The organism is Rothia sp. HMSC068E02 (assembly GCF_001813565.1).
Taxonomy (GTDB): domain Bacteria; phylum Actinomycetota; class Actinomycetes; order Actinomycetales; family Micrococcaceae; genus Rothia.
Genome location: NZ_KV812895.1, coordinates 104,137 through 130,401 on the forward strand (window position 1 = coordinate 104,137; position 26,265 = coordinate 130,401).

Sequence of the window (26,265 nt, forward strand, 5' to 3'; positions counted from 1 at the left end):
ACGAACTTATGGGGGAGGGGCTGTCGCCTTCTCAATCTTTTGCTGGCTCCGCCGGGTCTACGTTCGTAGGGCGTGCATCTTACACACTTCCTCCGCGCCGTCGCAGGGGACCCGCCCTCGCTTCGCTTCGGGCACCCTGAGGGCGCATCCGGAAGGTGTAAGTCTGCCGCCGAACCTCTTCAATAGCTCACCGATATGATCAAATGCTTTGCGCACCGCCCCTACCTCCGATACCCTAATGGAGGAAATCTACACTCACAGATACACCGCCGTATCGCAAAGGAAAACCCGTGAAATCCTCCCTCAAAGGGTTTGGCATCTTCTTCGCCGTATGCCTCGCCTTCTCCCTCTGGTACGTCATCCTCGGCGTCGTCATCATCATAGTCATCGTGGGCATTGTCCTGACCATCCGCAAAAACCGGTACTTCACATCCCCCGAATTTCAGACGCACCGCCAACGCACCGCCACACTCGCCAGCGAATACAACGAAATCGCCAGCTACGTACACGACATCTACACGCACGGAATCTACGAACTCGGCACCTCCACCAACGGCATGTACAGCCACCTCGCCACCGTCGAAATTCAACAACCCAAAACCTGGCAGACACTGCTGCAGAAGAAGCCCGAAGAACGCCACCCGCACGTCTACAAGGCCTCCCAACAGGTCGTTCTCGAAGCCGAGCGGGACCCCATCGGCAACCTCACCAAATACTTCCACATCGAAGCCGACCTGCAAACCCTCAAAGACGTACAACGCCTCTCCGACGATATCGCGCGCCTTGAAACCGCAATCGATAACGTGCGACGCCGCGAAGAGGATATGATCGCACACATCAACCCGCCCCAGTTCATCACCAAGCAATACGCCAAGGAGTTCTGGGCCAAACTCAATGTCTGCCACGTGGGGCTGACCGTGCCATACCCCGTCTACCGCTTCGAATACGCCTCACCCGGCGGCAAAGAAAACCGCGCCGTCACCGTCACCCTCGACACCCCAACCCTCGATGCGCTCTCCGAAACCCTAGAACGCAAAATACGCTGGGCATGGCCCGAAGGTGGCAAACGCACCCTCCTGACCGCGCAGCTACGCCAACGCATCAAAGAACGCGACAACTACACCTGCCAAAACCCCGGATGCGGCAACTCTATCATGCGTGAACGAATCCTCATCCTCGAGGTCGTTCACAAGGTCCCGCTATCCGAAGGCGGTAACAACGAGCCCGAAAACCTGCAGACCCTCTGCTGGCGTTGCGTGCGCGGACGGAACCTGCGGCTCGCATAAAGCCGCACCTTCCGAAAGCGACATCAGGGTGCCCGCCCGGGCGCTCTCCGCAGTGAAGCAAGGAAGAGCGGAGCGTCCGGGGGCGGCGGGTTCCCCTGCAGGAGCGAAGGAAGGGAGCGGCGCGAGGTGTCCTAAAGCTCCCGCACAGTGGGCTAGCCAGGGATTTATGTTAAAGCTGAGGTTCAAGGTATGCTTTTCCTCGGCGTCCGGGCGCAGGCCTGCAGGCTCCCGCATCCGCGCCACAAACACATCACCCCACCCGAATAAAGGGCATACCATGTCTACATCTCTGACCCGCCGCAAGCTCGTCGCCGGTGCAGCCTGGGCGGCACCCGTCGTCGCCGCCTCCGCAACCATCCCCTCCTACGCGGCATCCGTCGCCGCAACCAACGACTGCACCCTCGCCGCGCACCCGGCGTACAACATCTCCGGCACCGAAGAAGGCACCAAGACCGTGCAGAGCTTCGCCGTGCCCAACAACGTCCACAAGCTCCGCTTCGAACTGGTCGGCGGCGCAGGTGGCACCAACAACCGCATGACCCCCGCCGGCTCCGGTGCGAAGGTCAGCGGCATCATCCCCGTAACCCCCGGCTCCACCGTACAGATCATCGCCGCGGCAGGCGGTATCGGTGACGGCTCCCTCACCCCCACAGCCGGTGGTGAAGGCTACGGCAACGGCGGCGCCGTACCCGCCTACACTATCCCCGCCACCATCACCGCGCAGGTCGACGCCAAGTACGCGGACCCGGCAAACTCCAAGACCCAGGCGTACGCTGCATCCGGCGGCGGCTCCTCCGCGCTGCTTATTGACGGCGTCGTCGTAGCTGTAGCAGGCGGCGGTGGCGGCGCGGGCATGACCACCTCCGGCGTGTCCTACGCAGACCCCTGGTACTCCAACTTCAACGGCCAGATCGACGCCGGTGTGGCACCCCTCGGCTCAGACGCATCCCCGCAGTTCGACGCAGCGGGTAGCGCCTCCGCAGCGGCAGGCTCCAACGGTACCTCCGGCTACGAAGTCTACAACGCTGAACGCTCCAAGGTCCTGACTTATAACTCCGGTTTCGGTGGCGCAGCGGGCGTTGGCGGTGCCGGTGGCGCGGCGGGCACCCTGCCGGCAAGCGGCCCCATCATCGGCTTTGAAACCACCAACAACCAGGTACTGTTCAGCCAGTTTGTTGCCGGTAACGCGGGCACGAGCGGCTTCGCGGGCAACGGCGGCGATGGTGCGGGCGCGTACTCCTACCAGCTGGATGAGAACCCCGCCAGCGTGCACGAGAAGGGCACCTACGAGGACCGTAGCTGGGACCTGGACATCTACCATGACGAGGGCGCGTACGCGCAGAACTTCAACGGCTACCAGTCCGTGGTGTCCGGTGGTGGCGGTGCAGGCTACGGTGGTGGCGGTTCCGGTGCGGCACAGTCTGTCTCCTCGATTGTGCTGACTCAGAAGTGGCTGAACAGCCCGACTGGCGTGCGTCAGGGTATCGGCTACACGATGCAGGGCGGCGCAGGTGGCGCGGGCGGCTCGTACATTGCACCGTCCGTGAGCGAGGGGGCGATTGTTTCGGCTGAGAACGCGCCGCAGTGGATGCGCGAGCGCGGTAACGGTTCGGTGACGGTAACTTTCTGCGAGGCGGCTGTCTAAACGCTTCTCCCGCTGAGAGGCGGTGTTCGTCCTCGCTCCTACAGGGGCACCCGCCCTCGCAGAGCTCGGGCACCCTGATGTCGCTACGGACGACACCGCCTTTCCGTGCTAGGTTCCCGGCTTAGCTTGCGCTGTGAACGGCAAAGAGCCCCCACACGATTACCTCGTGTGGGGGCTCTTTGCTTGTGCTGCAGGTGCAGCCGTGTTTTCCGGAAGCGCCCTCAGGGTGTCACCCCGGACGCTCTCCGCAGCGAAGCAAGGAGAGGACGGAGCGTCCGGGTGACGGGTGCCCCTGCGTAGGCGCGGAGGAAACATGCGGCGCACCTACACCTGAGTAGGAGCGAGGACGAACACCGCCGTCCGCACAACCGGTAGCCTCACAATCTAACGCTTGATGGCGTCTAGCGCCTCACGCTGAGCCTTCGCAATGCGCTTCTCAGACACCGTGTAGGCGGTACCAAGCTCCTGGGCGAAGAAGCTGACGCGTAGCTCCTCAATCATCCAGTTCACGCGGCGGAGCGCATCCGGAACGATGGTGCCGGCCGGCAGCGACTTGACCGCGTTATCGTAGGAATCCTCAAGATCCTGCACCGTGAGCATCAGCTGGTTGTCGCGGTGTAGGTTCGGGCCGAGCTTCGTCAGGCGCACCTGGGCGGCCTTCAGGTAACGCGGTAGGTGAACCAGCTGGTCGTAGCCGGTCTGCGCCACGAACCCGGGGTAGACGAGGTTCTCCATCTGTGCCTTCACGTCGGAGACGGCGTGCATGGTCGTCAGCGAGGTTGCCTTTTTGATTGCCTTCTTCAGCGCGGTGGCTTCGGAGAGGATTTCGGCGACGAGCTTGGTGACGTCGAAGACCGTCTCGATGAGTTCGGCACGCACGTGCTCGTAGAGTTCGCTGTATTCGGTGTGAGTGAAGATGGGGGTGTGCGGCACGAGGTGGTCGAGTGCCGCGACGGTGCAGTCGCGGATGAGTTCGTCGATGGAGCCGTGCGGGTTCTGCGTGAAGACGATTTTCTCCTTGTGAGAGAGGTGTTCGCTCACGTAGCGTACGGGCGAGGGCACCTGCAGTTGGAGCAGGCGGATGATGCCGCGGCGCTGTGCGTGGAGCTGTTCGGCTTCGGTAGGGAAGATGCGCAGGCCTACGCTGGTTTCTTCGTCGACGAGGGCGGGGTAGCCGTTGACCGCTTGAGTGGCGATGATGCGCTGTACCTTGCGGGGGATTTCTCCGTTGGGGAAGAGGTCGGCGGGGAATTCGGTGAGGCCACTGATTTCGCGTACTCCGCCGGATGCATCCGCGTTGGCAGGGGTACCCGGGCTCTTCGCGCCCTTCTTGGCAGAAGCCGCGGAGCTGCCCGAGCCGCCCGAGTTGCCTGATCCACCCTGCGCGAGCGCAACCATCTTCGCCATGGCCTCATCGGATGCGCCGAGGGAGTCGGCAAGGGCGCCGCGGATTTCCTTGTGTAGCTGTTGCTGCAGGGCTCGCAGGTCTTTGCCCTCACCCAGGATTTTGTTGCGTGCGTTGCGCACCTGGAATCCCATTTTCAGGTGTTCGGGCACGGCGTCCCAGTTGAAGGCTTCGGGCTCGACAACGACGCCGCGCAGGCGGCGTAGTACGAGTGCCAGGGAGGGGATGAGCTCGTCGGTTGCGGGGGAGTAATCCTCCTCCAGGGCGGCGCAGGCGGCGCGTGCCACGTCGGGCGCGGGCACGAAGTTGCGGCGAATCGCCTTGGGCAGCGACTTGATGAGCGCGGTGACGAGTTCGTGGCGCAGGCCGGGAATCTGCCAGCGGAACGGTTCGGGGTTCAGCTGGTTGAGGAACAGGATGGGTACCTGGACTGCTACGCCGTCGCGCTTGGCGGCGTCGGTGCGTGCGCCTCCCACGCCGGCGGTGGGGGCGTATTCGTAGCGCAGGTCGAGGGTCAGTTCGCCGCTGTCGGTGCGCTGCACCCACTGGCGGGGGAACTGCGAGTCGTCGTAGTCGGCGGCTTCCTCATTGATGAGCTTTTCGGGGTTGAAGTCCAGGTAGTTGTCGTCTTCGAGACGTGCCTGCTTCCACCACTTGTCGAAGGCGCGCACGTCGGTCACGTGGGCGGGGATGCGTGCGTCGTAGAAGGCGAAGAGCACGGAGTCGTCCACGCGCAGGTCGCGGCGGCGCAGGCGTGCCTCAAGCTCTTCAACCTCGGCGAGGGCGCGCTGGTTGCGCAGGTAGAACTTGTGCTGGGTGTGCCATTGGCCTTCGACGAGGGCGGACTGGATGAACAGTTCGCGGGCTGCGGCGGCGTCTACGCGGGCGTACTGTACGGGGCGGTCGGCGTAGATGGTCAGACCGAAGAGGGTGCCCTTGGCGTAGGCGACTGCCGCGCCGGAGCTGAGGGACCAGTGCGGTTCGGAGTATTGCACGCTGATGAGGTGCTTGCCGATTTCTTCGATCCACTGCGGGTCGATGGAGGCGTTGGTGCGCGCCCACAGGCGGGAGGTTTCGACGAGTTCGGCGGAGAGCACCCAGTCGGGGCTCTTTTTGAACAGGCCGGAGCCGGGGAAGATCGCGAACTTGGTGCCGCGTGCGCCGAGGTATTCGCGGGGGCCACGGTTGCGTCCCTTGGAGTCCTTTTCGCGTTCTTCCTTGGCGCCCACGTGCGAGAGCAGGCCGGATAGCAGGCTCTTGTGGATGTCGATTTCGTGGGCGGAGGCGTTGATGTCCCTGCCGCCGCTGGCGTGAATGTTGGCGGTGCGTCCCATTTCACGCAGCTGGGCGAAGAGGTCCTGCCATTCGCGGATGCGCAGGTAGTTGATGTATTCGCGGTGGCACATTTTGCGTAGCTGCGAGGAGGACAGCGCCGCCTGCTGCTCGTTGATGTAGTCCCAGAGCAGCAGGAAGGAGGAGAAGTCGGAGGTGTCGTCGACGAAGCGGGCGTGCATCGCGTCGGCTTCTGCGCGCACGTCGGCGGGGCGCTCGCGCGGGTCCTGGATGGTCAGGGCGGCGGCGAGCACCATCATTTCCTTGGCGCAGTTGCGGCGGCCGCCTTCAATGATCATGCGGGCCAGGCGCGGGTCCACGGGGAATGCCGCCATGGCTCGGCCGATGGCGGTGAGGGTTGCGCTATTGCCGCGGCCCTTGCGGGGGCTGCGGGGGCGTTCGGTGAGCGCGCCGAGCTCGCGGAGCAGGTTCACGCCGTCGTTGATAGCGCGGGATGCGGGCGGCTGCACGAACGGGAAGCGGGAGATGTCGCCGGGTTCGCGAACCACGCCGATTGCGATCATCTGTAGGATGACGGCTGCGAGGTTGGTGCGCAGAATTTCGGGGTCGGTGAACTCGGGGCGTGAGTTGAAGTCTTCCTCGGAGTAGAGGCGGATGGCGATGCCGTCGCTGACGCGGCCGCATCGGCCCGAACGCTGGTTGGCGCTGGCCTGCGAGATACGCTCGATGGGCAGACGCTGAACCTTGGTGCGCGCGGAGTAGCGCGAGATGCGGGCGGTGCCGGTGTCGATGACGTACTTGATGCCGGGCACGGTCAGCGAGGTTTCAGCAACGTTCGTGGCGAGCACGATGCGCGGGCGCGATCCGGGGGAGAACACGCGGTGCTGTTCGGCGAGCGAGAGGCGCGCGTACAGGGGCAGCACTTCGTAGTTCAGTCGCGGCGACTTGAGAACCATTGCCTCGATGGCGTCCTTGGCGTCGCGGATTTCGCGCTCGCCGGAGAAGAAGATGAGGATATCTCCGGGTGCCTCCTTGGAGAGCTCCTTGATGGCGTCGAGAATCGCGTCGGTGGGGTCGCGGTCTTCGGCCACTTCCTCGTCATCCAGGTAGAGCTCGTCGCCTTCGAGGGGGCGGTAGCGGATTTCCACGGGGTAGGTTCGGCCGGACACCTCAATGATGGGTGGCGCATCGTCGGGCAGAATCGCTTCGGCGATTTCGCGTTCTTCGGCGCTGAGGTTTTCGTCGACGATGCCCTTGCCCGGCACGTAGCTGGGGGAGAAGTGGCGTGCGAAACGCTCCGGGTCGATGGTCGCGGAGGTGATGATGACCTTCAGATCCGGGCGCTGCGGCAGGATGCGCTTGAGGTAGCCGAGGATGAAGTCAATGTTCAGGCTGCGTTCGTGCGCCTCGTCAATGATGAGGGTGGAGTAGCGGCGCAGCAGCTTGTCGTTCTGAATCTCGGCGAGCAGAATGCCGTCGGTCATGAGCTTGATAGCGCTGTGTTCGCCCACTTCGGAGGTGAATCGCACCTGGTAGCCGACGGTTTCGCCGATTTTCTGGCCGAGTTCTTCGGCGATGCGTTCAGCGACGGAGCGTGCGGCGAGTCGGCGCGGCTGGGTGTGGCCGATGAGGCCCTTCTCTCCCAGGCCCAGGTCGAGGCACATTTTGGGGATCTGGGTGGTCTTACCCGAGCCGGTTTCACCCGCGATGATGACGACCTGGTTGTCGCGGATCGCGTTCATGATGTCTTCGCGGCGTTCGCTGACGGGCAGCTCTTCAGGGTAGGTGATGACCTCGGGAATGAACGGCTCGTAGCGGCGCGGTGCCGGGCGGTTCTGCTGGCTGCTCTTGTTGTCGCCCTGCTGGTTGCCCTGCTTGCGGGCACGGTTGTTGGCGCCTGCGCGTCGATTGGAGCGGGAGGCGTTGGAGTTGCGTTCGGAGGCGCCGCGGGAGGAGTTCTTGCGGTCTGCGTTATTCTTCGGGGTGCTGTTCTTCTGTGCACCCTTTTTTACCGCATTGTTCTCAGTAGTTTTATCTGCGGTTTTTTCGGCGGATCGTACCTTTGCCGCGTGGATTGCGGCGGCCATGCTCGCCATGGTGGGGGCGGTGCGGGGGGCCTTAGAAGTATCTGCGTGTTTCTTCGTGGATTTCTGCTCAGACATATCCTATCCAGTGTACTCGCCTTGCCTGCGGTGGGCTTGGGGTGTGCTTTGTTTGTCATATTTGGGTTTGTTCGCGGGAACCCCGGGGTGGGCGGTGGCGGAATACAGGCCCCAAGAGAGCAGTTAATATACAATAAATGACATCAAATGCTATTAAGAGAGTTAATAATTATTCATCTGAATTTTATGCGCCGTAGATGCGAATTAACTGCGCTTCTTAACTTTCTTTCGATAGTTTCGTTCAACTGCTACAGTGGTGAATAACACAGTAACGAAGGAGTGACTATGCCATCACCAAAGACGTACCCGGCAACACGTGTTGCAGTGTTGGATTGCTACGAAGACGGACAGCACGAAGAAATTCACCACCGCTGCGAAGAACTCTTCCAAGCCCTCGTTCACGCGAGTCTGCGCACCCACTTCGACCGCCTCAGCGCCGAAGAAACCCTCTACCTGGTCACCGGCGACGGCGAGCGCGTACAGATTTCCCCCGAAATGTACGGACCCCTCACCTCCGTAGCGCGCGCATTCGCCGACCGTAAGGATGTCTGTGTGGTACGCCAGGACCGCCTCATGACCACGCAGGAGGCGGCAGACTACTTGGGCGTATCCCGCCCGACCGTTGTTCGCCTGCTGGAGCGCGGAGATATTCCGTTTGAGCGCATTAACACGCACCGTCGCGTTGCTTTTGATGACCTCGAACGCTACCGCCTTGAGCACGAATACGTGAACCGCCGCGTTCGCTAAACCCGCATCTGGTCGATTACTTTCTGATCAATCACTCGGGTCAGACAATACGGTTCAGACAGCGCGGTTCTAGAAAGCGCGGTTGAACTGAACAGCGCGGTTGAGAAATAGCAACATCTGCTGAACAATATCGGGGCTAAAACAGCGCGAATCCCCGTGTTCGGCATCCGGAACCAGCACCAAATCGGTAGGCACCTGCCGCGTGCGCAGCGCCTGATACACCCGCACCGATTGCTGGTACGGCACACACGAATCACTAATACCGTGCACGAGCATGAGGGCAGTGGCACCGCCGCTCACTCCCTGTGCAGAGGCACTGTCGACCTTTTCCACTTGTTTCTGGGGGCGTACCACATCAATAGGATGTGCACGCTCCCAGTTCTTTTGGGCACGCTCGATGCAGACACCCGGAACCGCCCGCTCGCCCTTGGAAACGTCGATAGTAGACGCATCTGCGGGCACCGGGTAGGTGCTTCCCAACAGTCGCCATTCGGCGCCATCATCCTCGGGGTGGTCGAGAGCATAGCCAGCCAGGGGACGGTCGGTGAAGATGGTCCTCAAATCGCTGACCCCGTAAAACGAAACCGCCGCCGCCACCTGCGAACTATGGGACGGGTAGGCGCTCGCCGCCCTGCCTTCAAAGTATTCGTCGTGCTCGGGTGCGCTCGCAGGATCCCCACCGCTACCGTCACCGGCGGCGGAATCTCCCGTATGCGCAACCATCATGCTCAGGTGCCCGCCGGCGCTTCCGCCCGCTACCGCGATGCGCTGCGGATCAATACCGAATTCGTGCGCGTTGGCGCGGAAGAAACGCACGGCCTCCTTCACATCGTGCAGGGCACCCGGGAAGAGTGCCTGATGTGAATACCGGTAGTTGATGGATGCGACCGCCCAACCTGCCTGCTGAAAAGCGGCGCGCATGAGCGCCTGCGTATTGGGCTGCTCCCCGCCAGGGGTGCGCAGGATGATGTCGCGTAGGGCCTGGTTGGTGCCGAAGCGCCAGGCGCCACCGTGAACCCACACCAGCAGCGGCGCGGGGGAAGAAGCCTCGACAGTTGAAGCTTCGGCAGTTGAAGAATCGGCAGCGGCGGGGAAGAAATCGTAGGCGAACGCCTCGCGAGTTACCGGTGACTGCGCGCCGTAGTCGGGTAGTGAGTGGGCATCGTAAAAGCCCGCCTCGCGGTAAAAACCGGAGCAGTACTCGGTGCCCTCAACCTTCGGCGCGCCCTCAGTGGTCAGTGCACCCTCTACATTCGGCGTGCCCTCAGTATTCAATGCGCCCTCAACCTTCGGCGCGCTCTCAGAAATCTGCATGAATCAGCACCTCGTTAGGGAACCAGTACGATCTTGCCGCGGGTGCGACCCGTCGCCACCAGTGTGTGAGCCTGCGCAGCCTGCGAAAAATCAAGCACCTGATCCACGTGCACCTTCAACAGGCCCAAGGACATGAGGCGGGCAATCTCCTGCATCTGCGCGCGGTCCGGGTGAACCGTCAGCCACTGCGCCTCGAAGCCGCGCTCACGCGCAACATCCAGCGGGTCGGGGCTGGTCAGCGTGACAATGCGGCCGCCGGGAACCAGCACCTCCAGCGAATCGAGGAAGGTCTGCTGACCGGTGGAATTGAGCACCACATCCATGGTCTGACCCAGTACGGTACGGAAATCCTCGGTGCGGTAATCAATAGGCTGGGCACCCAGCGAGCGCACAAACTCGTGGTTCGCCGCGGAGGCGGTCGCAAAAACCTGAGCGCCAGCCTGCGCCGCCAGCTGAACGGCGAGGTGACCGACGCCTCCGGCACCGGCGTGAATGAGTACGCGCTCGCCTTCCTTCAACCGCGCCACTTCGAAGAGCGCCTGGTATGCGGTCAGTGCCGCCAGGGGAGCGCCACCCAATTGCGCGCAGGGAACATCGGCGGGCACCTTCACCAGCTGATGCGCCGGGGCGAGAACATACTCGGCGTACGCACCGGCGGGGGAGGGAAAAGAAACAAGACCAAATACGCCGTCGCCCACCTTGAAACCCGTGTAGTCGCCGGCGGTAGCAACCACCGTGCCGGCAACATCCCAGCCGGGAACGAAGGGCTTGTACGACGGATCTGCCAGCTGAGCGGCGGGACCCAGACCCTTGCGGGTGGTCAGATCAATCGGGTTGACACCGGCGGCAACCGTCTTGATGAGCACGTGACCGCGCACCGGCGAGGGGATAGGTACGTTTGCTTCGTGCAGAACGCTTTCGTCGCCCCATTCGGTGAGCTGAATCTGGCGCATGGTGGTCATCGGGTTACCTCCGCTGTTGTGGCTTGAAGCCGTGCTGATGTGACGGGTGTGCGCGTTTTCCCATTCTCTCAAGGCTGTTAGCGTTGCCACAACAGGTAGGCGGGTAGTGTCCACCCTCTGAGGTTGAAGCCTGAGGTTGAAGTCTGAGGTTGAAGAGGGAGGTGGCGGGAACGGTCGCCCGGCGCAGGCTTTATGCACAACAGGGTGAGCGGCTCAATAAAGTTGAGTTGTTAAATAAAAAGGAGCCGATACCCGAACAATACGCCTCGGATATCGGCTCCCGTGTTCCCTCTCGAATAAGAACATCGTGCCCCTGAAAGGATTCGAACCTTCGACCCCCAGTACCGGAAACTGGTGCTCTAATCCGCTGAGCTACAGAGGCAACCCACCTATGGTATCAGATAAGCACTAGATAAAGGGTCAGGTACCTGCCAAGGCTTGCTAGAATAGTTTGTTATGACTCCTGAAGAACTCTCCGAAGCCATTGCGCTTGCCCTTGAAGAAACCATTTCCTCCGGCCAGCTGACCCTCGTGGAGGGCGCTGAACTGCCCGCCGTCCGAGTGGAGCGCCCCAAGTCCCGCGAACACGGCGACTGGGCAACCAACGTCGCTCTGCAGCTCGCCAAGAAGGTGGGCAAGAACCCGCGTGAGGCAGCAGCTCTTCTGGCAGAGAAGATTGGTGCCATCCCCGGTGTCGCATCCGTAGATATTGCTGGCCCCGGCTTCCTGAACATCACCCTGGACGCCGCAGCCGCTGGTGAGCTTGCCGCCACCATCGTTGAGGCTGGCGAAGCATACGGCCGCAGCGACAAGTTCGCCGGTAAGACCATTAACCTTGAGTTCGTCTCCGCGAACCCCACCGGCCCCATCCACCTGGGTGGTACCCGCTGGGCTGCCGTCGGTGATGCGCTCGCCCGCGTCCTTGAGGCTGAGGGTGCTAACGTCGTGCGTGAATACTACTTCAACGACCACGGCACCCAGATTGACCGTTTCGTGCGCTCTCTGATTGCCGCTGCCCGCGGCGAGGAGACCCCCGAGGACGGCTACGCTGGAGCGTACATTGTTGACATTAAGGACCAGATTCTGGCTCAGCGCCCCGACGCGCTTGAGGCTGAGAACCCCGAAGAGATTTTCCGCGAAATCGGTACTCACCTGATGTTCGATCAGATCAAGGAGTCCCTGGCGGCATTCGGCACCCACTTCGACGTGTTCTTCCACGAGAACTCCGTGTTCGAAGGCGGCAAGGTGGACGCCCTGCTCGACACCATGCGTGAGAACGGTCAGCTCTTCGAGGCTGACGGCGCATGGTGGATGCGCACCACCGACTACGGCGACGACAAGGACCGCGTGGTCATTAAGTCTGACGGCAACCACGCCTACGTGGCGGGCGATATCGCCTACTACCAGGACAAGATGACCCGCGCAGTAAACCCCGCCGACGTGGCGATTTACATGCTCGGTGCTGACCACAACGGCTACGTGGGCCGTCTGAAGGCTATCGCCCAGATTCTTGGCTACCGCGCCGACCAGATTGAGGTCATGATCGGTCAGCTGGTGAACCTGGTCAAGGACGGCAAGCCCGTCCGCATGTCCAAGCGTGCCGGCACCGTGGTCACCCTCGAGGACCTGGTCGAGGCTGTGGGCGTTGACGCGGCTCGCTACGAGCTGACCCGCTACTCGGTGGACACCCCCATCGACATTGACCTGGGCCTGCTGACTTCCAAGAGCAACGAGAACCCGGTCTACTACGTGCAGTACGCTCACGCACGTACCGCCGCTGTGGCACGTAACGCCGCGGAGGCTGGCGTGAAGGTTGAGGACGGCGTGGACACCTCCCTGCTCGACTCGGCTGCTGACGGCGAGCTGCTGGCTGTACTCGGCCAGTTCCCCGCTGCTGTGCGTGATGCCGCGAAGTTCTACGAGCCGCACCGCGTGAACCGCTACCTGGAGCAGCTCGCTTCGGCGTACCACAGCTGGTACGGTGTCTCCCGCGTCGCCCCCAAGGCGGACGAGGAAGTCACCGACCTGCACCGTACCCGCCTGTTGTTGAACAACGCGGCGCAGCAGGTGCTGGCTAACGGCCTGAACCTGCTGGGTGTGAGCGCACCCGAGCGCATGTAATACTCTCGTTTCAACCCCCGACCCGGTGCTACCGGGGCGGGGGTTGAACGTATGCCGGCAAGATAGCTAAGAAAGAGACACGATGAGCGAAGCCCGCGCCCTCTACGCCCCCGAATGGCTCACCTACCCCGAGCATCCCGAGGCACTGTCCCGCACCATCTGGACCGACTCCTTCACCCGCAATGAGCAGGGCGAGCTCTGCATTGACGGCATGACCGTCAGCGACCTGGTTGATGAGCACGAAACCCCGCAGTACGTCTTCTCCGAGACGACCTTCCGCGCCCGCGCCCGCGCCTACCGCACCGCTTTTGAGCAGGCTTTCGCCGCGCACGGTGCGAAGGTGAGCGTCTACTACGCCGGTAAGTCGTTCCTGTCCACTGCCGTGGCGCGCTGGGCGACCGAGGAAGGCCTGTGCCTGGATACCGCCTCCGGTGGTGAGTTGGCGTTGGCTCTGCGCGCACAGGTGCCCGGTGCGAACATCGCCCTGCACGGTAATAACAAGTCGGAGGCTGAGCTTGCCCGCGCGATCCGTAACGGCCTGGGCCGTGTGGTGGCTGACTCGGTGGATGAGCTCAAGCTCATTGAGTGCGTGTACGCCGAGCTTGCCGCCGAGCGTGTGGCTGAGGGCGAGGAGCCGTACGCCCCGGTTCCGGTGCTGATTCGCATCACCCCCGGCGTGCATGCCTCGACCCACGAATCCATTGCGACCGCGCACGAGGATCAGAAGTTCGGCATGTCCCTGCAGCCCGGCACCGCCGCGCTTGCTGGTCTGGATGAAGAGGAGCTGGAGCACTGGGGTGTTGAGTCTACCGATTCTTACGCGGCTCTGGCTGCCGCGATTCTGAATGCGACCGATTCCCTGGATTTCCGCGGTATTCACTGCCATATTGGTTCGCAGATTTTTGAGGCGGAGGGCTTCGAGCAGGCGGCTACTACCGCCCTGGAGTTCATGAACCGTCTCAACCGTGACCTGGGTGTGACCCTGCCGGAGCTGGACCTGGGTGGTGGCTACGGCATCGGCTACACCGAGGCGGATCACCCCCGCTCCATTACCGAGGTGACCGAGTCGATTGCCGCTTCCGTCGCGGCGACCTGTGAGCGCCTGGGCATGGCGATTCCGCACATGTCGTTCGAGCCGGGCCGTTCCATTTCCGGTCCTTCGGGTGCGACCCTGTACACGGTGGGCACCATTAAGAACGTGAGCATTGAGGACGAGAACGGCGAGATTCGCGTGCGCCGCTACGTTTCGGTGGACGGCGGTATGAGCGATAACGCCCGCCCGGTGCTGTACGAATCGGATTATTCGGTGACCCTGGCGAATCGTGCTCCGGCGGGGGAGCAGGTGCTCTCTCGCGTGGTGGGTAAGCACTGCGAGTCTGGCGATGTGGTGGTTCGTTACTGCTACCTGCCCGCTGACCTGCAGGCTGGCGATATTCTGGCGGTTCCGGCGACCGGCGCGTACTGCTATGTGCTGGGTTCGAACTATAACTTCTTGACTCGCCCGCCGGTGATTGCCACTGCTGAGGGTAAGCCTTCTCGCATGATGATTCGCCGTCAGCGTGAGGAGGATATGTTGGCGCTGGATATGGGGTCGGAAATCTAAGAACCCTGTCTGACATCATGAAAAGCCGTGAAGTTCCCGTTTCTACAATGCGTGCCGTGAGGTGGCGGTTGCGGGCGGGGCTTCACGGTTTTGCGCGTTCACAACATGACAGAAGATAAGGTTCACCTCATAACTGTGAGGGATACCTCATCTCAGAGAGTAAAAGTCGCAGCTTGAGGCTGCTGAGCCGTCCCCGCCTCTTGATAAAGTGGTTGTTGAGTGCGTGCTCTGCGCCGCATCCACACCGTAGCCCGAAGAGATACCGGGGCGAACCCGGAACAGACCGTAGAAAGAGACTATCGTGGCTGAAAAGATCAAAGTAGCACTGCTTGGTGCCGGTAATGTCGGTTCCCAGGCTGCTCGCATCCTGGTAGAGGATAACGCTGTCCTTGAAAAGCGCATTGGCGCGCCCGTGGAGTTGATCGGTATTGCTGTGCGCGATACTAATGCATCCCGCCACTGGAATGCGGACCCCTCGCTGTACACCACCGATGCTGACGCTCTCATCGATGCAGCGGATGTGGTCATCGAGCTGACCGGCGGTATTGAGCCGGCTCGCACTCGCATTCTGCGTGCTCTGAAGGCGGGTAAGTCCGTGGTCTCCGGCAACAAGGCGCTGCTGGCTAAGCACGGCGTGGAACTGCAGGCTGCCGCTGATGAGTCCGGTGCTCAGCTCTCTTACGAGGCTGCTGTTGCGGGTGCTATCCCGATTCTGCGCCCCCTGCGTGACTCCCTGGCTGGTGACCGTGTGACCCGCGTTCTGGGCATCATGAACGGCACCACCAATTACATTCTTGACCAGATGGACACCACCGGCGCATCCTTCTCGGACGCGCTGGCTGAGGCTCAGAAGCTCGGCTACGCGGAGGCTGACCCGACCGCTGACGTTGAGGGCCACGACGCCGCGTCGAAGGCTGCGATTGTTGCTTCTTTGGCGTTCCACTCGACGTTCACTATTGATGACGTGCACACCGAGGGCATTACTTCCATCACCGCTGATGATGTTGCTGCCGCGGATGCTGATGGTTACGTCATCAAGCTGCTGGCTATTTGTGAGCGTGAGGGTGAGAACGGCGCGAACATTCGCGTGAACCCGACCCTGATTCCTCGTCAGCACCCGCTGGCGGGCGTGCACGGTGCGTTCAACGCTGTGTTCGTTGAGGCGGAGAACGCTGGCGAGCTGATGTTCTACGGTCCCGGTGCGGGTGGCGCTCCGACTGCTTCGGCTGTTCTGGGTGACTTCGTGTCCCTGGCTCGTCGTCTGGTGCTGGGTGGTCCCGGTGTTCCGGAGACTTCCCACGCTCAGCTGCACGCAACCGGTCTGGATAACGTGGTGTCTCGCTACTCGGTGGGTGTTTTGGTGGAGGATCGCCTGGGCGTTCTGGCGAATATTACCCGCATCCTGACTGAGCACGGCATTTCTGTTGATTCTCTGCGCCAGTCCGCCCCGAAGGAGGGTGTGGCTCAGATTCGTATGGTCACCCACTCTGCGAAGGACGCAGATTTGCGCCGTGCGATTGCTGTGATTGACGCTCTGGACACTGTGCGTGAGGTGAACTCGGTCATCCGCGTGGAGTCCGAGAAGCACTAGGCACTGAGAAGCACTAGGCGCTTAGCGCTAACTGATGTGCGGCACGCGCCGCTCACTAAACGTGCGATGCTCGCGTGTAGAAGCATCGCTCACGAACGAACCCGCGTACCCGCTACCGCGCCGGACCCATGGGAGGATCGGCGGGCGGGGCGCCAAGATTGAAGGAGAAGCCAATGGCACACGTGTGGCAGGGCGTTATCAATGAGTACCGTGACCGTCTGCCCTTCGCAGACGATGTGAAGGCTGTGACCCTGGGCGAGGGCGGCACCCCGCTGATTCACGCGCCGGCACTGTCTGCTGAGACCGGTAACACCGTTTACCTGAAGTTTGAGGGTATGAACCCGACCGGTTCGTTCAAGGACCGCGGTATGACCAGCGCGATGACCGCCGCTAAGCGTGACGGCGCGAAGGCTGTTGTGTGTGCTTCGACCGGTAACACTTCCGCTTCGGCTGCTGCGTACGCTCTGCAGGCTGGTATGCGCTGTGCGGTGCTGGTTCCGGACGGCAAGATTTCTATGGGTAAGCTGTCTCAGGCTATCGCTCACGGTGCTGACATCATTCAGATTGACGGCAACTTCGATAACTGCCTGGAGATTGCTCGCAAGCTTAGCGAGAACTACCCGGTGTTCCTGGTGAACTCGGTCAACCCTTACCGTATTGAGGGCCAGAAGACCGGTTCGTTTGAGGTTGTTGACACCCTGGGTGACGCTCCCGATTACCACCTGCTGCCGGTTGGCAACGCGGGTAACATCACCGCGTACTGGAAGGGCTACAAGGAGTACTCGGAGCCTTACACCAACCGTGACGGTAAGGTGCTGGAGCCGGTTGCGACCAAGCGTCCGATCATGTGGGGCTTCCAGGCTGCTGGTGCTGCACCGATCGTTGCTGGTCACCCGATTGAGGCTCCTGAGACCATTGCGACCGCGATCCGTATCGGTAACCCCGCGTCGTGGGAGAAGGCTGAAGCTGCTCGTGATGAGTCTGGCGGCGTGATTGAGGCTGTCACCGATGAGGAGATTCTGGAGGCGCACCGCTGGCTGTCTTCCCGCGAGGGTGTCTTCGTGGAGCCGGCTTCGGCTGCCGGTGTTGCGGGTCTGCTGAAGAAGCACCGCGCCGGTGAAGCTCCCGAGGGTAAGACCATCGTCATCACCGTGACCGGTCACGGTCTGAAGGACCCGCAGTGGGCTCTGCAGGCTGTGAACGGCGTGAAGGTTGAGCCGACTAAGGCTCCCTTCGACGTGGTTGCTGTGGCAGATATTCTCGATTTGCACTAGCCTATTCATACTACGTTGTGCACTCCGTCCCGATTTTTCGGGGCGGGGTGCACCTGCATGACAGCCCTTTTTGTATCTTTCACCTATTCACTCATTACGTCACCGATCGCGAGGTTCTTCTCATGTCTTCCCTGCATATTTCTGATATTCCGGTGGGCGCGTCCGTTAAGGTCCGCGTTCCCGCTACGAGCGCTAACCTGGGTCCCGGCTATGACAGCATGGGTTTGGGTCTTGGCTTCTATGATGAGCTGGTTGTTGAGCGTATTGAGTCCGGCCTGGAGTTTGAGCTCAGCGGTGAGGGTAGCGCGGATGTTCCTCGCGACGAGAGCCACCTGGTTTTGCAGGCGATGAAGGCTGGTTTTGCGGCGGCTGGTTTGGATGAACTGCCGCCGGTGAAGCTGATTGCTGATAACAAGATTCCGCATTCTCGCGGTATGGGTTCTTCGGCGTCGGCTATTGTGGCGGGTGTGGCTGCGGCGAGCGGTCTGCTGCCGGAGGAGCACCGTCTGAGCCGTGAGCAGATGCTACAGGTCGCCTCCGATATGGAGGGCCACCCGGATAACGTGGCTCCGGCGATTTACGGCAACCTGTCGGTGTCCTGGGGCGAGATGGGCAACTGGAAGACCTTGATTATTCCGGTGCATCCTGATGTTCACCCTGTGGTGGCTGTGCCCGATTATGAGGTGTCGACGAAGCTTGCTCGTTCGCTGATTCCTGAGGAGATGCCCCACGTTGAGGCGGTGGCGAACTCCGCTCGTGCGGCGTTGCTGGTGCGCACTCTCTCTGATGCTCCCGAGTACCTGATGGATGCGACCGTGGATTACCTGCATCAGGGGTACCGCGTGACCGCGATGGAGCCGTCGGCTGCGCTGGTTGCGTACCTGCGCGGTCAGGGTTTTGCGGCGGTGATTTCTGGTGCTGGCCCGACCGTTTTGATCTTTGCGCGCGGCGATGAGCAGGTGCGACAGGTTCAGGACGCTATTGCCGAGTTTGAGGCGACCCACCCTAGTAGCGTTATTGCGGATCGCCGCCTGAACTGGCGGGTTCTTCCCCTTGAAATTGACACTGAAGGTGTTATAGTTACTCAGTAGGACGTTATTAGTTCGTCCTACGTTGAGGTTCGCCCGTCGTTCAATGTAGACCGTCGATACTATCCTTCGTAACGTACTTCCGTTTCCCCTGATGCCTCAGATGCTTTTTGTGTCTGAGCGGGAACCGGCAAGGTTCGGGGGAGTGCCTTTGGGATTCACGTCTTCTTTATTTCTGACGCATAGGGAAGACTTTTCTGAGGGTTCGGTTTCGCGGCGGGTGCCCTTTCAAAGTGACCAATCCATCCTCTTCATCTCGCGTAGATGGTTTGTATAGATGATGGTTTGGGCTTGCCCACATTTGTGATAGAGCGCCTTATCTTCCGTGTGTGCTCGCTGTGTCTGAATCAGCGGGTACGGTAAGAGACGCGAACCGCCTCCAGCGCGGTTCGAGGGAGTCGAAGGTGCAGACTGCTGTTTTCTTTCGGCAGTGTCTAAACCTTTGACCGCGCTATAGCGCCCGCCCGATCTTTATTCTGAAGATTTTCAGGGCTTATAACCAAAGGAATTGTAGTTGGCAAAGAATATTGTTGTCACCGATGAGTACGGTACGGCAGCTGCCGCACCGGAACTTGCAAACTTGAAGGTCGCGCAGCTGCGTGTCCTCGCCCAGCAGCTTGGTATCCGCGGCTATCTGAAGTTGAAGAAGGCCGAGCTGGTTCAGGCTCTTGAAGAGCATCAGCGTGGTGGCGCCGTAGCCGCTCCTGCTGCGCCCAAGTCTGAGGCACCTAAGTCTGAGGCTGCTGCTGAGTCTGCCCAGACTCCCGCTGCTGAGACGACTGAAGAGTCTAAGCCTCGCCGTACCCGCCGTACTCGCGCCCAGAAGGACGCCGAGGCAAAGGCTGAGAAGACCGAAAACGCTGAGGCTACTGAAGCCCCCGCTGAGGGCGCTGAGAAGGCTGAAAAGTCTGAGAAGCGAACCCGCTCTTCCCGTTACGAGACTCCCGCTCAGAAGCGTGCGCGCGCTCGCCGTGCCGCTGAGGGTGAGGACGCATCGGCTGAGAAGTCCGAGAAGACTGAGAATAACGAGAAGCCGGAGAAGCGTACCCGCCGCACCCGCACCCGTAAGGACGAGAAGCCCGCTGAGCTTCCTCCGCTGGATGTGCGCGCTGAACTGGCTGCTGAGCGTATTGGCGAGCGTGCGGAGCAGGTTGACCTGCCCGGTAACTCTGCTGAGCTGAAGGCTACTACCGCTGACGGCACCGCGAGCCTGGACAGCCTGAACGCTGCCCTGGACATGACTTTTGGCACCCCCGACGGTGAGAAGAGCTCGAAGCGTACCCGCACCCGTGAGCGTCGCCGCGACCAGGATGGTGAGCGTACCGAGCGTCGCACTAAGCGTGACCGTCAGGCTGAGCGTGCAGAGCGCAACACTGAGCGTAGTGAACGTGCCGAGCGTAAGGCTGCTGAGCGTGCAGAACGCGCAGAGCGTGCCGAGCGCACCGAGCGTACTGAGCGCCGTTCCAAGCGCGACCGTCAGGCTGAGCGCACCGAGAAGCAAGCTCGCCGCCGCGAGGAGAACGAGCCTCGCCTGAGCGAAGACGATGTGCTGGCACCGATTTCGGGTGTTCTGGACATTCTCGACAACTACGCTTTCGTGCGTACCACCGGCTACCTGCCCGGCACCAACGACGTGTACGTCTCCCTGGCTCAGGTGAAGAAGTACAACCTGCGTAAGGGCGACCACGTGCTCGGTGCGATTCGCGTGCCGCGTGAGGGTGAGTCGAGCAGCCGCCAGCGTTTCAACGCGCTGGTTCAGGTTGAGGCGATTAACGGTCAGAGCGTTGAGGAAGCAGCGAACCGCCGCGTCTTCTCGAAGCTGACTCCGCTGTACCCCAAGGAGCGTCTGCGCCTGGAGACCACCCCGAAGAAGCTGGGCACCCGCGTGGTGGACCTGGTGTCCCCGATTGGTAAGGGTCAGCGTGGTCTGATTGTGTCCCCGCCGAAGGCGGGTAAGACCCTCATGTTGCAGTCCATTGCGAACGCGATTACCGTGAACAACCCGGACGTGTACCTGATGATGGTCCTGGTGGATGAGCGTCCTGAAGAAGTGACCGATATGCAGCGCACCGTCAAGGGTGAGGTTATCGCCTCGACCTTCGACCGCCCGGCTGAGGATCACACCACTGTGGCTGAGCTGGCTATTGAGCGTGCGAAGCGTATGGTGGAGCTCGGCTACGATGTGGTCGTGCTGCTGGACTCCATGACCCGCCTGGGACGCGCATACAACCTGGCGGCTCCCGCATCCGGTCGTATCCTCTCCGGTGGTGTGGATTCTGCCGCACTGTACCCGCCGAAGAAGTTCTTCGGTGCTGCCCGCAACATTGAAGAGGGCGGCTCGCTGACCATTCTGGCTACCGCCCTGGTTGAGACCGGCTCGAAGATGGATGAAGTGATCTTCGAAGAGTTCAAGGGCACCGGTAACATGGAGCTGCGCCTGTCCCGTCAGCTGGCGGATAAGCGTATCTTCCCGGCGGTTGATATTAATGCTTCTGGTACTCGCCGCGAGGAGAACCTGCTCTCCCCGGATGAGATCAAGATTATGTGGGGTCTGCGCCGTGCCCTGGCGGGTATGGAACCCGAGCAGGCTCTGGGTGTTCTGACCAACCAGCTGCGTAAGACTGAAAGCAACGTGGAGTTCCTTCTGACGGTTCAGAAGAACGGTCTGCGTCTGGTCGACTAAGGCTCGTATCTCACGCGCCCCACCTCCTCATTGTGGGTGGGGCGCGTGAGCCGTTCGTTTTGTGCATCCCCGTTGTGAGGGGTGTGAGATGTCTAGTGCCTGCCCGTGCGGCGTAAAGTGCGGGAGATGGAAGAGAGAACAGAATGTTTGAATCTATTCAGGTTCTGCTGGATGAGCACGCTGACCTGCAGAATCAGCTGGCTGACCCCGCCGTGCAGGCGAATCAGGGTAAGGCACGCCGTGTGGGCCGCCGCTACGCGGAGCTGACCGGTATTGTGACTGCATACAATAAGTACACTTCGCTGAAGGATGACCTTGAGGCTGCTCGCGAGATGGCTGATGAGGATCCGGATTTCGCGGCGGAGATTCCCGGTCTGGAGGAGGAGCTGGAGGTTGCTCAGGAGAAGCTGCGCCGCCTGCTGATTCCGCGTGACCCGGATGATGGCCGTAACGTCATTCTTGAGGTGAAGGCTGGTGCCGGTGGTGACGAGGCGGCTCTGTTCGCTGGTGACCTGCTGCGCATGTACATGCGTTATGCCGAGAACAAGGGCTGGAAGACTGAGATTATTTCTTCGACCAGCACCGATGTTGGCGGTTACAAGGACGCCCAGATTGCTATTAAGGGCTCCTCGAATGAGCCGGCTGAGGGCGTGTGGGCGCACCTGAAGTATGAGGGTGGCGTGCACCGTGTGCAGCGTGTTCCGGCGACTGAGTCTCAGGGCCGTATCCACACCTCCGCTGCCGGTGTTCTGGTGTTCCCCGAGGTGGATGAGCCGGAAGAAATCGAGATTAACCAGAACGACCTGAAGATTGACGTGTACCGTTCTTCGGGCCCCGGTGGCCAGTCGGTGAACACCACCGACTCGGCGGTGCGTATTACCCACCTGCCCACCGGTATTGTCGTGGCGATGCAGAATGAGAAGTCTCAGCTGCAGAACCGTGAAGCTGCAATGCGCGTGCTGCGTGCGCGACTGCTGGCTCACCAGCAGGAGCAGATTGACGCTGAGAACGCGGCGCACCGTGCTTCGCAGGTGCGTACCATGGACCGTTCGGAGCGTATCCGTACCTACAATTTCCCAGAGAACCGCATTGCGGATCACCGTACCGGCTACAAGGCGTACAACCTGGATGCTGTACTGAATGGTGACCTGGAGCCTGTGGTTCAGTCCGCTATTGAGATGGATGAGGCGCACCGCCTCGCTCAGGTGGGCCAGGAACAGAAGTAGTTCTGTGCAGACGTAGGTTCTGTATATAGACTCTTGTCGATTCACTGAATCGACGTGAGATGTTGGTGAGGGGCTCGCCGCTACGGCGGTGGAGCCCCTCACCTGTATGCCGCGATAGGCTTTGAGCCGTTGAGAGATGAAAAGGAGAGCTCATGAAGGTGAATGTGCACGACCCCCGCGGGGAAGAACTCGCGCAGGTACTCACGCGCGCCACCGCGGCACTGGCGCAGGTGCCCAGCCCCCGCGTGGACGCCGAGCTCCTCGCCGCGCACCTGCTCTACGACGGCTCACGCTCACGCCTACAGCACGCCGCGCTCATGGGGGAGCGGCTCACCCCCGCACAGGTCGCAGAGTACGAGGCGCTGGTCGCCCGCCGCGCCTACCGCGAACCGCTGCAGCACATCACCGGCTCCGCTCCCTTCTACCGCCTAGAACTGGCAGTCGGACCGGGCGTGTTCGTACCCCGCCCCGAGACCGAGCTACTCGTCGAAGAAGCCCTCAAGGTGCTGACCGCACGCACCGATTCGACAACCGGTCAGCTGCGCATCGTCGACCTGTGCACCGGCTCCGGGGCTATCGCGGCGGCAATTAAGAGCGAACTGCCGAACGCCCAGGTGTTCGCGGTGGAACTCTCCGAAGACGCCATCCCCTACACCCGTAAGAACCTGGAGCCGCTCGGCGTACACCTGGTTCAGGGGGACGCCCTCACCGCCCTGCCCGAACTTTCCGGAACCTTCGACGCGGTGCTCTCGAACCCTCCGTACATTCCGCCGGCGAACGTACCCGCCGACCCGGAAGCCGCCCTGCACGACCCGGACATGGCTCTGTACGGCGGGGGAGAGGACGGCATGCAGATGCCCTCCGCGATTGCCGCCCGCGCCTTCGAACTTCTTACCCCCGGCGGTCTGTTCATCATGGAGCACGACGACACCCAGGAAGAAGCCGTCGCCGAGCTGTTGGCACGTGTCGGCTTCGAGGACTGCTACCCGGTGCGTGACCTGAATAATCGTCCGCGTCATAGCGTCGGTTATAAACCGCGCCCACTAGAGCCTTTAGACTAGTAAATGCACCACCTAGCCCGTGCCGGGCTGCATGAAGGCAACGCGTCCGCCCCAGTAGTCAGCTCAGTAGCCAGCTCAGAGCCGGCGAAATACGGTGAACCCCCGGAAGAGTGCTTCCACATGGCGCGTTGTGGGTGCCGGTGTCTCGCCGCATCCAGAAAAACATGAGAGAATAAGACCCGTGACTGCAAAGCTGTACCCCGTAACGACTGAAACTGAGACCCGCGAGGCCATTGAAGCTGCCCGCGAGGCGCTGAAGGCGCACGACACGATTGTGATGCCCACCGATACCGTCTACGGTATTGCCGCCGATGCTTTCTCGCATCAGGGCGTTGCCAAGCTGCTGGCAGATAAGGGCCGCGACCGCACCATGCCGCCGCCCGTGCTGATCTTTGATCTTGCTGCGCTCGCTGGCGTGGTCGACGACGTTCCGGACGATATTTACGATCTGGGTGGTCGCTTCTGGCCCGGCGCGCTGACTATCATTCTTCACGCGTACCCGTCGCTGAGCTGGGATTTGGGTGAGACCCGCGGTACTGTTGCCGTGCGTGTTCCCGATGACGAGTTCGCCCTGAAGCTGCTGACTGAGCACGGTCCGCTGGCGGTTTCGAGCGCGAACAAGACCGGTCAGGAAGCCGCACTGGACGCACAGACCGCCATGGATTCTCTGGGCGAGGACGTTGCTGTGGTGATTGACGGTGGCGCTCGTCCTAAGCCGCTTGAGTCTGAGCCGAATGAGGACGGCGTGGTTGTGGTGACTGAGCGTGACCCGGCACCGTCCACGATTCTGGATTGCACTTCCTTCCCCTACGTGGTGGTTCGTGAGGGCGCAATTTCGGTGGAGGAGCTGCGCGAGGTCGTTCCGACCATTCTGACTCGTGCGGAGGCTGACGAGCAGGCGGCTCGTAAGGTTGAGGAAGCTGAGGCTGCTTCTTCCGCGTCGTCTGAGTCGACTCCTTCTGAGCGTGCTCTGGATGAGCAGGCTGACCTGGATGAAGCGTACGAGCAGTGGGACAGCACCCACACTGTGAGCGGTGAGCCTGCTCGTCGCGCTTCGGCACCGGTGGCCGGTTCTGTCGCTGCGTCCCTGCTGGGCGCTACTTCGGCTCTGTCTTCTGCTTTCAGCACTGGCGTGGACCAGGAGCGTTCGCGCGGCTACCGTGACAACACTCCGAAGCCGGTTCGTGCGGATGAGCCGCAGACTCACCCAGTTCCTGCTGATACTGCTCGCGCGCTGGTCTTTGGCGCGTCGAAGATTGAGACTGCCTCTAAGGATGAGGCTAAGTCGGCAGAAGCTAAGACTGAGGCTACCAAGACTGAAGCTGAGGCAAAGGTTGAGTCTGAGGCAAAGACCGAGCAGAAGGACGCCCCGGAGGATCACCTCTAAACCTCTGCGAGTTATAAAGCTCGGAGCATAAAAACGTATAGGGAACCCCCGATATATCGTTCAGATATATCGGGGGTTCCCTTTCGTTATGAGTCCTACAGGTTATGCGCTCCTGGGCTGCGTGCCTCAGGTTGTGCGCTGCTAGGGGCGCACGTACGCTACCTAGTTCTTGTCGAAGCGGCGGTCCTTCTTCTTACCCAGCGCGGTGTGGGCGTTGCGCAGTACTTCACGCACGCGCGGGGTGGGCAGAAGGTTGTTGTCACGTGCCCAGGAGTCGTCGATGCCCTGGCCGAACCACATGACCTCGACCTTACGCACGGATCCTGCGAACTTGTCATTCATCAGCTCGGAGACGGTGTAGCCCGCCTTGACGGCTGCGCGGCAGAGCCACTCGGGCAGGCGGTGCGGGTGGCGGCGACCAGCGTCCACGGATGCGGAGGCAACGGTTGCGCCTTCCCAGGGCTGCAGCACGATGGTGGGTAGCTCGCCGGGGAAGGTGCCGAGCATGACCACGAATTCTGCGAGGGCTTGCACGCTGGAGACCGGGGACTTGCCGGTGCCTGCACCCGCAACGGATGCGAAGGGGGAGGAAGCTATCTTGGCGAAGAGTTCGGTGGTGCGTCGGCCTCGGCCCTGCACGCTGGTTGCGCGAAGGATGCACAGTTCGGGTGCGCAGTCGGGGTGCTCTTCGAGGAAGTAGTCCTGCAGGTCGAGCAGCGCTTCTTCGCCGAGTGCCTTGGAGAAGGAGTAGGCGCTGAACGGGTTGGTCTCTTCGGAATCATCTAGCACGAGGCGCGGGCCCTGTACGGCTGCGGAGGAGAGGTGGATAACGCGGCGCACGCCGGTGCGCTGTGCGGCGATGGCGATTACGGCGGGAAGCAGGGCGTTTGCGCCGACGAGCGGGGGCAGATCCTGCATGTTGGGTGCTGCGAGGCCTGCTGCGTTGACGACGACCTGCGCGCCGGCGAAGGCTTCTGCGAGGGAGTCGATGATGCCTTCAAGCTGGTCTGCTTCGTCGATGATGCTGTCTACGTCGAGGGCTCGGGTTGCGAGTCGAGGTGCCTCAATGGGGTCGACGCTGATACCTTCTGCGTTCAGACGCGCGACGATGGAGGAACCAACGAAGCCGCTGGCGCCAATGACTTTCCACTTGGATTCGGACATCTCTTTTACCTCTCACGAGCCCGCGTACATTGCGGGGAAAAATGGGGTCATTTCAACTTTCCCATATTTGAACAGTTTATGGGGAATTTGTGGGGTTTTATTCGGTCTCTGATCGTTTTTTCGCACGGGGTGCACAGCGCAAACACAGGCTGTGAAGCTGATAGCTTGATGGATACCCAAAAATGGGTGTGCCGGTACGTCCGCTATGCGGATAAATCAACTGAATTCGGTTGTTTATTTGTCATAAAGTGCG

The 26,265-nt window shown here is 61.4% G+C and carries 16 protein-coding genes and 1 tRNA gene; 12 read left to right on the forward strand and 5 right to left on the reverse strand.

Features of this window, described 5'->3' with window-relative positions; genetic code table 11:
• The first annotated feature begins 290 nt into the window (after positions 1-290).
• Entirely contained in the window at positions 291-1,286 is a 996-nt protein-coding gene (locus tag HMPREF2919_RS08815) for an HNH endonuclease (protein WP_070667260.1), read from the forward strand.
• 277 nt (positions 1,287-1,563) lie between these two features.
• Positions 1,564-2,931 carry a hypothetical protein gene (locus HMPREF2919_RS08820; protein WP_070667262.1) on the forward strand — a complete coding sequence of 456 codons (1,368 nt, stop codon included), beginning with the start codon at positions 1,564-1,566 and terminating at the stop codon, positions 2,929-2,931.
• Between the two features lie 384 nt (positions 2,932-3,315).
• On the opposite strand, the gene hrpA is transcribed toward HMPREF2919_RS08820, so the two are convergent.
• Complete coding sequence (gene hrpA, locus HMPREF2919_RS08825; RefSeq protein WP_070667264.1) at positions 3,316-7,791, reverse strand: ATP-dependent RNA helicase HrpA; 4,476 nt, start codon at positions 7,789-7,791, stop codon at positions 3,316-3,318.
• Between the two features lie 285 nt (positions 7,792-8,076).
• Between hrpA and HMPREF2919_RS08830 the strand changes: the two genes are divergently transcribed.
• Positions 8,077-8,538: a helix-turn-helix domain-containing protein gene (locus tag HMPREF2919_RS08830; RefSeq protein WP_044150579.1), complete on the forward strand. Its 462-nt coding sequence runs from the start codon at positions 8,077-8,079 to the stop codon at positions 8,536-8,538.
• 69 nt (positions 8,539-8,607) lie between these two features.
• Here the strand turns inward: HMPREF2919_RS08830 and HMPREF2919_RS08835 are convergent, their stop codons facing one another.
• The 3 genes from HMPREF2919_RS08835 to HMPREF2919_RS08845 all read right to left on the reverse strand — a co-directional run bounded on the left by HMPREF2919_RS08835 (position 8,608) and on the right by HMPREF2919_RS08845 (position 11,196).
• Positions 8,608-9,852, reverse strand: coding sequence for an alpha/beta hydrolase family protein (locus tag HMPREF2919_RS08835; protein WP_049350336.1), 1,245 nt, complete (start codon positions 9,850-9,852; stop codon positions 8,608-8,610).
• Positions 9,853-9,866: 14 nt separating this feature from the next.
• Positions 9,867-10,814 carry an NADP-dependent oxidoreductase gene (locus HMPREF2919_RS08840; protein ID WP_049350335.1) on the reverse strand — a complete coding sequence of 316 codons (948 nt, stop codon included), beginning with the start codon at positions 10,812-10,814 and terminating at the stop codon, positions 9,867-9,869.
• 308 nt (positions 10,815-11,122) lie between these two features.
• Positions 11,123-11,196, reverse strand: a tRNA-Arg gene (locus HMPREF2919_RS08845).
• A 74-nt stretch (positions 11,197-11,270) separates the two neighbouring features.
• Between HMPREF2919_RS08845 and argS the strand changes: the two genes are divergently transcribed.
• From argS to HMPREF2919_RS08890, 9 genes are all read left to right on the forward strand, one after another.
• Positions 11,271-12,935 (forward strand): arginine--tRNA ligase, encoded by a 1,665-nt coding sequence (gene argS / locus HMPREF2919_RS08850; RefSeq protein WP_070667266.1) that lies wholly within the window; start codon positions 11,271-11,273, stop codon positions 12,933-12,935.
• Between the two features lie 82 nt (positions 12,936-13,017).
• Positions 13,018-14,538 (forward strand): diaminopimelate decarboxylase family protein, encoded by a 1,521-nt coding sequence (locus tag HMPREF2919_RS08855; protein ID WP_070667267.1) that lies wholly within the window; start codon positions 13,018-13,020, stop codon positions 14,536-14,538.
• Between the two features lie 301 nt (positions 14,539-14,839).
• A complete protein-coding gene (locus tag HMPREF2919_RS08860) occupies positions 14,840-16,129 on the forward strand; it encodes a homoserine dehydrogenase (protein ID WP_012903775.1) in 1,290 nt (429 codons plus the stop codon).
• Positions 16,130-16,302: 173 nt separating this feature from the next.
• Complete coding sequence (gene thrC / locus HMPREF2919_RS08865) at positions 16,303-17,403, forward strand: threonine synthase (protein WP_070667269.1); 1,101 nt, start codon at positions 16,303-16,305, stop codon at positions 17,401-17,403.
• A gap of 122 nt (positions 17,404-17,525) precedes the next feature.
• Positions 17,526-18,494 carry a homoserine kinase gene (gene thrB, locus HMPREF2919_RS08870; RefSeq protein WP_070593477.1) on the forward strand — a complete coding sequence of 323 codons (969 nt, stop codon included), beginning with the start codon at positions 17,526-17,528 and terminating at the stop codon, positions 18,492-18,494.
• A 511-nt stretch (positions 18,495-19,005) separates the two neighbouring features.
• Entirely contained in the window at positions 19,006-21,174 is a 2,169-nt protein-coding gene (gene rho / locus HMPREF2919_RS08875) for a transcription termination factor Rho (protein WP_049352983.1), read from the forward strand.
• A 143-nt stretch (positions 21,175-21,317) separates the two neighbouring features.
• On the forward strand, positions 21,318-22,400 hold the full coding sequence (gene prfA / locus HMPREF2919_RS08880) for a peptide chain release factor 1 (protein WP_049337341.1): 1,083 nt from the start codon (positions 21,318-21,320) through the stop codon (positions 22,398-22,400).
• 152 nt (positions 22,401-22,552) lie between these two features.
• Positions 22,553-23,461: a peptide chain release factor N(5)-glutamine methyltransferase gene (prmC, locus tag HMPREF2919_RS08885; RefSeq protein ID WP_049340673.1), complete on the forward strand. Its 909-nt coding sequence runs from the start codon at positions 22,553-22,555 to the stop codon at positions 23,459-23,461.
• A gap of 181 nt (positions 23,462-23,642) precedes the next feature.
• Complete coding sequence (locus HMPREF2919_RS08890) at positions 23,643-24,848, forward strand: L-threonylcarbamoyladenylate synthase (RefSeq protein WP_049352981.1); 1,206 nt, start codon at positions 23,643-23,645, stop codon at positions 24,846-24,848.
• A 162-nt stretch (positions 24,849-25,010) separates the two neighbouring features.
• Here HMPREF2919_RS08890 and HMPREF2919_RS08895 read toward each other — a convergent pair whose 3' ends face one another.
• The gene (locus HMPREF2919_RS08895) at positions 25,011-26,012 is read right to left on the reverse strand and encodes an NAD-dependent epimerase/dehydratase family protein (RefSeq protein ID WP_070667271.1); all 1,002 of its coding nucleotides are present in this window, start codon (positions 26,010-26,012) and stop codon (positions 25,011-25,013) included.
• Positions 26,013-26,265 lie beyond the last annotated feature (253 nt).

Coding starts and splice junctions, on each gene's coding strand:
- hrpA (WP_070667264.1), bottom strand. CDS start 7,791: ATGTCTGAGCAGAAATCCACGAAGAAACACGCAGATACTTCTAAGGCC.
- prfA (WP_049337341.1), top strand. CDS start 21,318: ATGTTTGAATCTATTCAGGTTCTGCTGGATGAGCACGCTGACCTGCAG.
- HMPREF2919_RS08830 (WP_044150579.1), top strand. CDS start 8,077: ATGCCATCACCAAAGACGTACCCGGCAACACGTGTTGCAGTGTTGGAT.
- HMPREF2919_RS08835 (WP_049350336.1), bottom strand. CDS start 9,852: ATGCAGATTTCTGAGAGCGCGCCGAAGGTTGAGGGCGCATTGAATACT.
- prmC (WP_049340673.1), top strand. CDS start 22,553: ATGAAGGTGAATGTGCACGACCCCCGCGGGGAAGAACTCGCGCAGGTA.
- HMPREF2919_RS08820 (WP_070667262.1), top strand. CDS start 1,564: ATGTCTACATCTCTGACCCGCCGCAAGCTCGTCGCCGGTGCAGCCTGG.
- HMPREF2919_RS08895 (WP_070667271.1), bottom strand. CDS start 26,012: ATGTCCGAATCCAAGTGGAAAGTCATTGGCGCCAGCGGCTTCGTTGGT.
- thrB (WP_070593477.1), top strand. CDS start 17,526: ATGTCTTCCCTGCATATTTCTGATATTCCGGTGGGCGCGTCCGTTAAG.
- thrC (WP_070667269.1), top strand. CDS start 16,303: ATGGCACACGTGTGGCAGGGCGTTATCAATGAGTACCGTGACCGTCTG.
- argS (WP_070667266.1), top strand. CDS start 11,271: ATGACTCCTGAAGAACTCTCCGAAGCCATTGCGCTTGCCCTTGAAGAA.
- HMPREF2919_RS08840 (WP_049350335.1), bottom strand. CDS start 10,814: ATGACCACCATGCGCCAGATTCAGCTCACCGAATGGGGCGACGAAAGC.
- HMPREF2919_RS08855 (WP_070667267.1), top strand. CDS start 13,018: ATGAGCGAAGCCCGCGCCCTCTACGCCCCCGAATGGCTCACCTACCCC.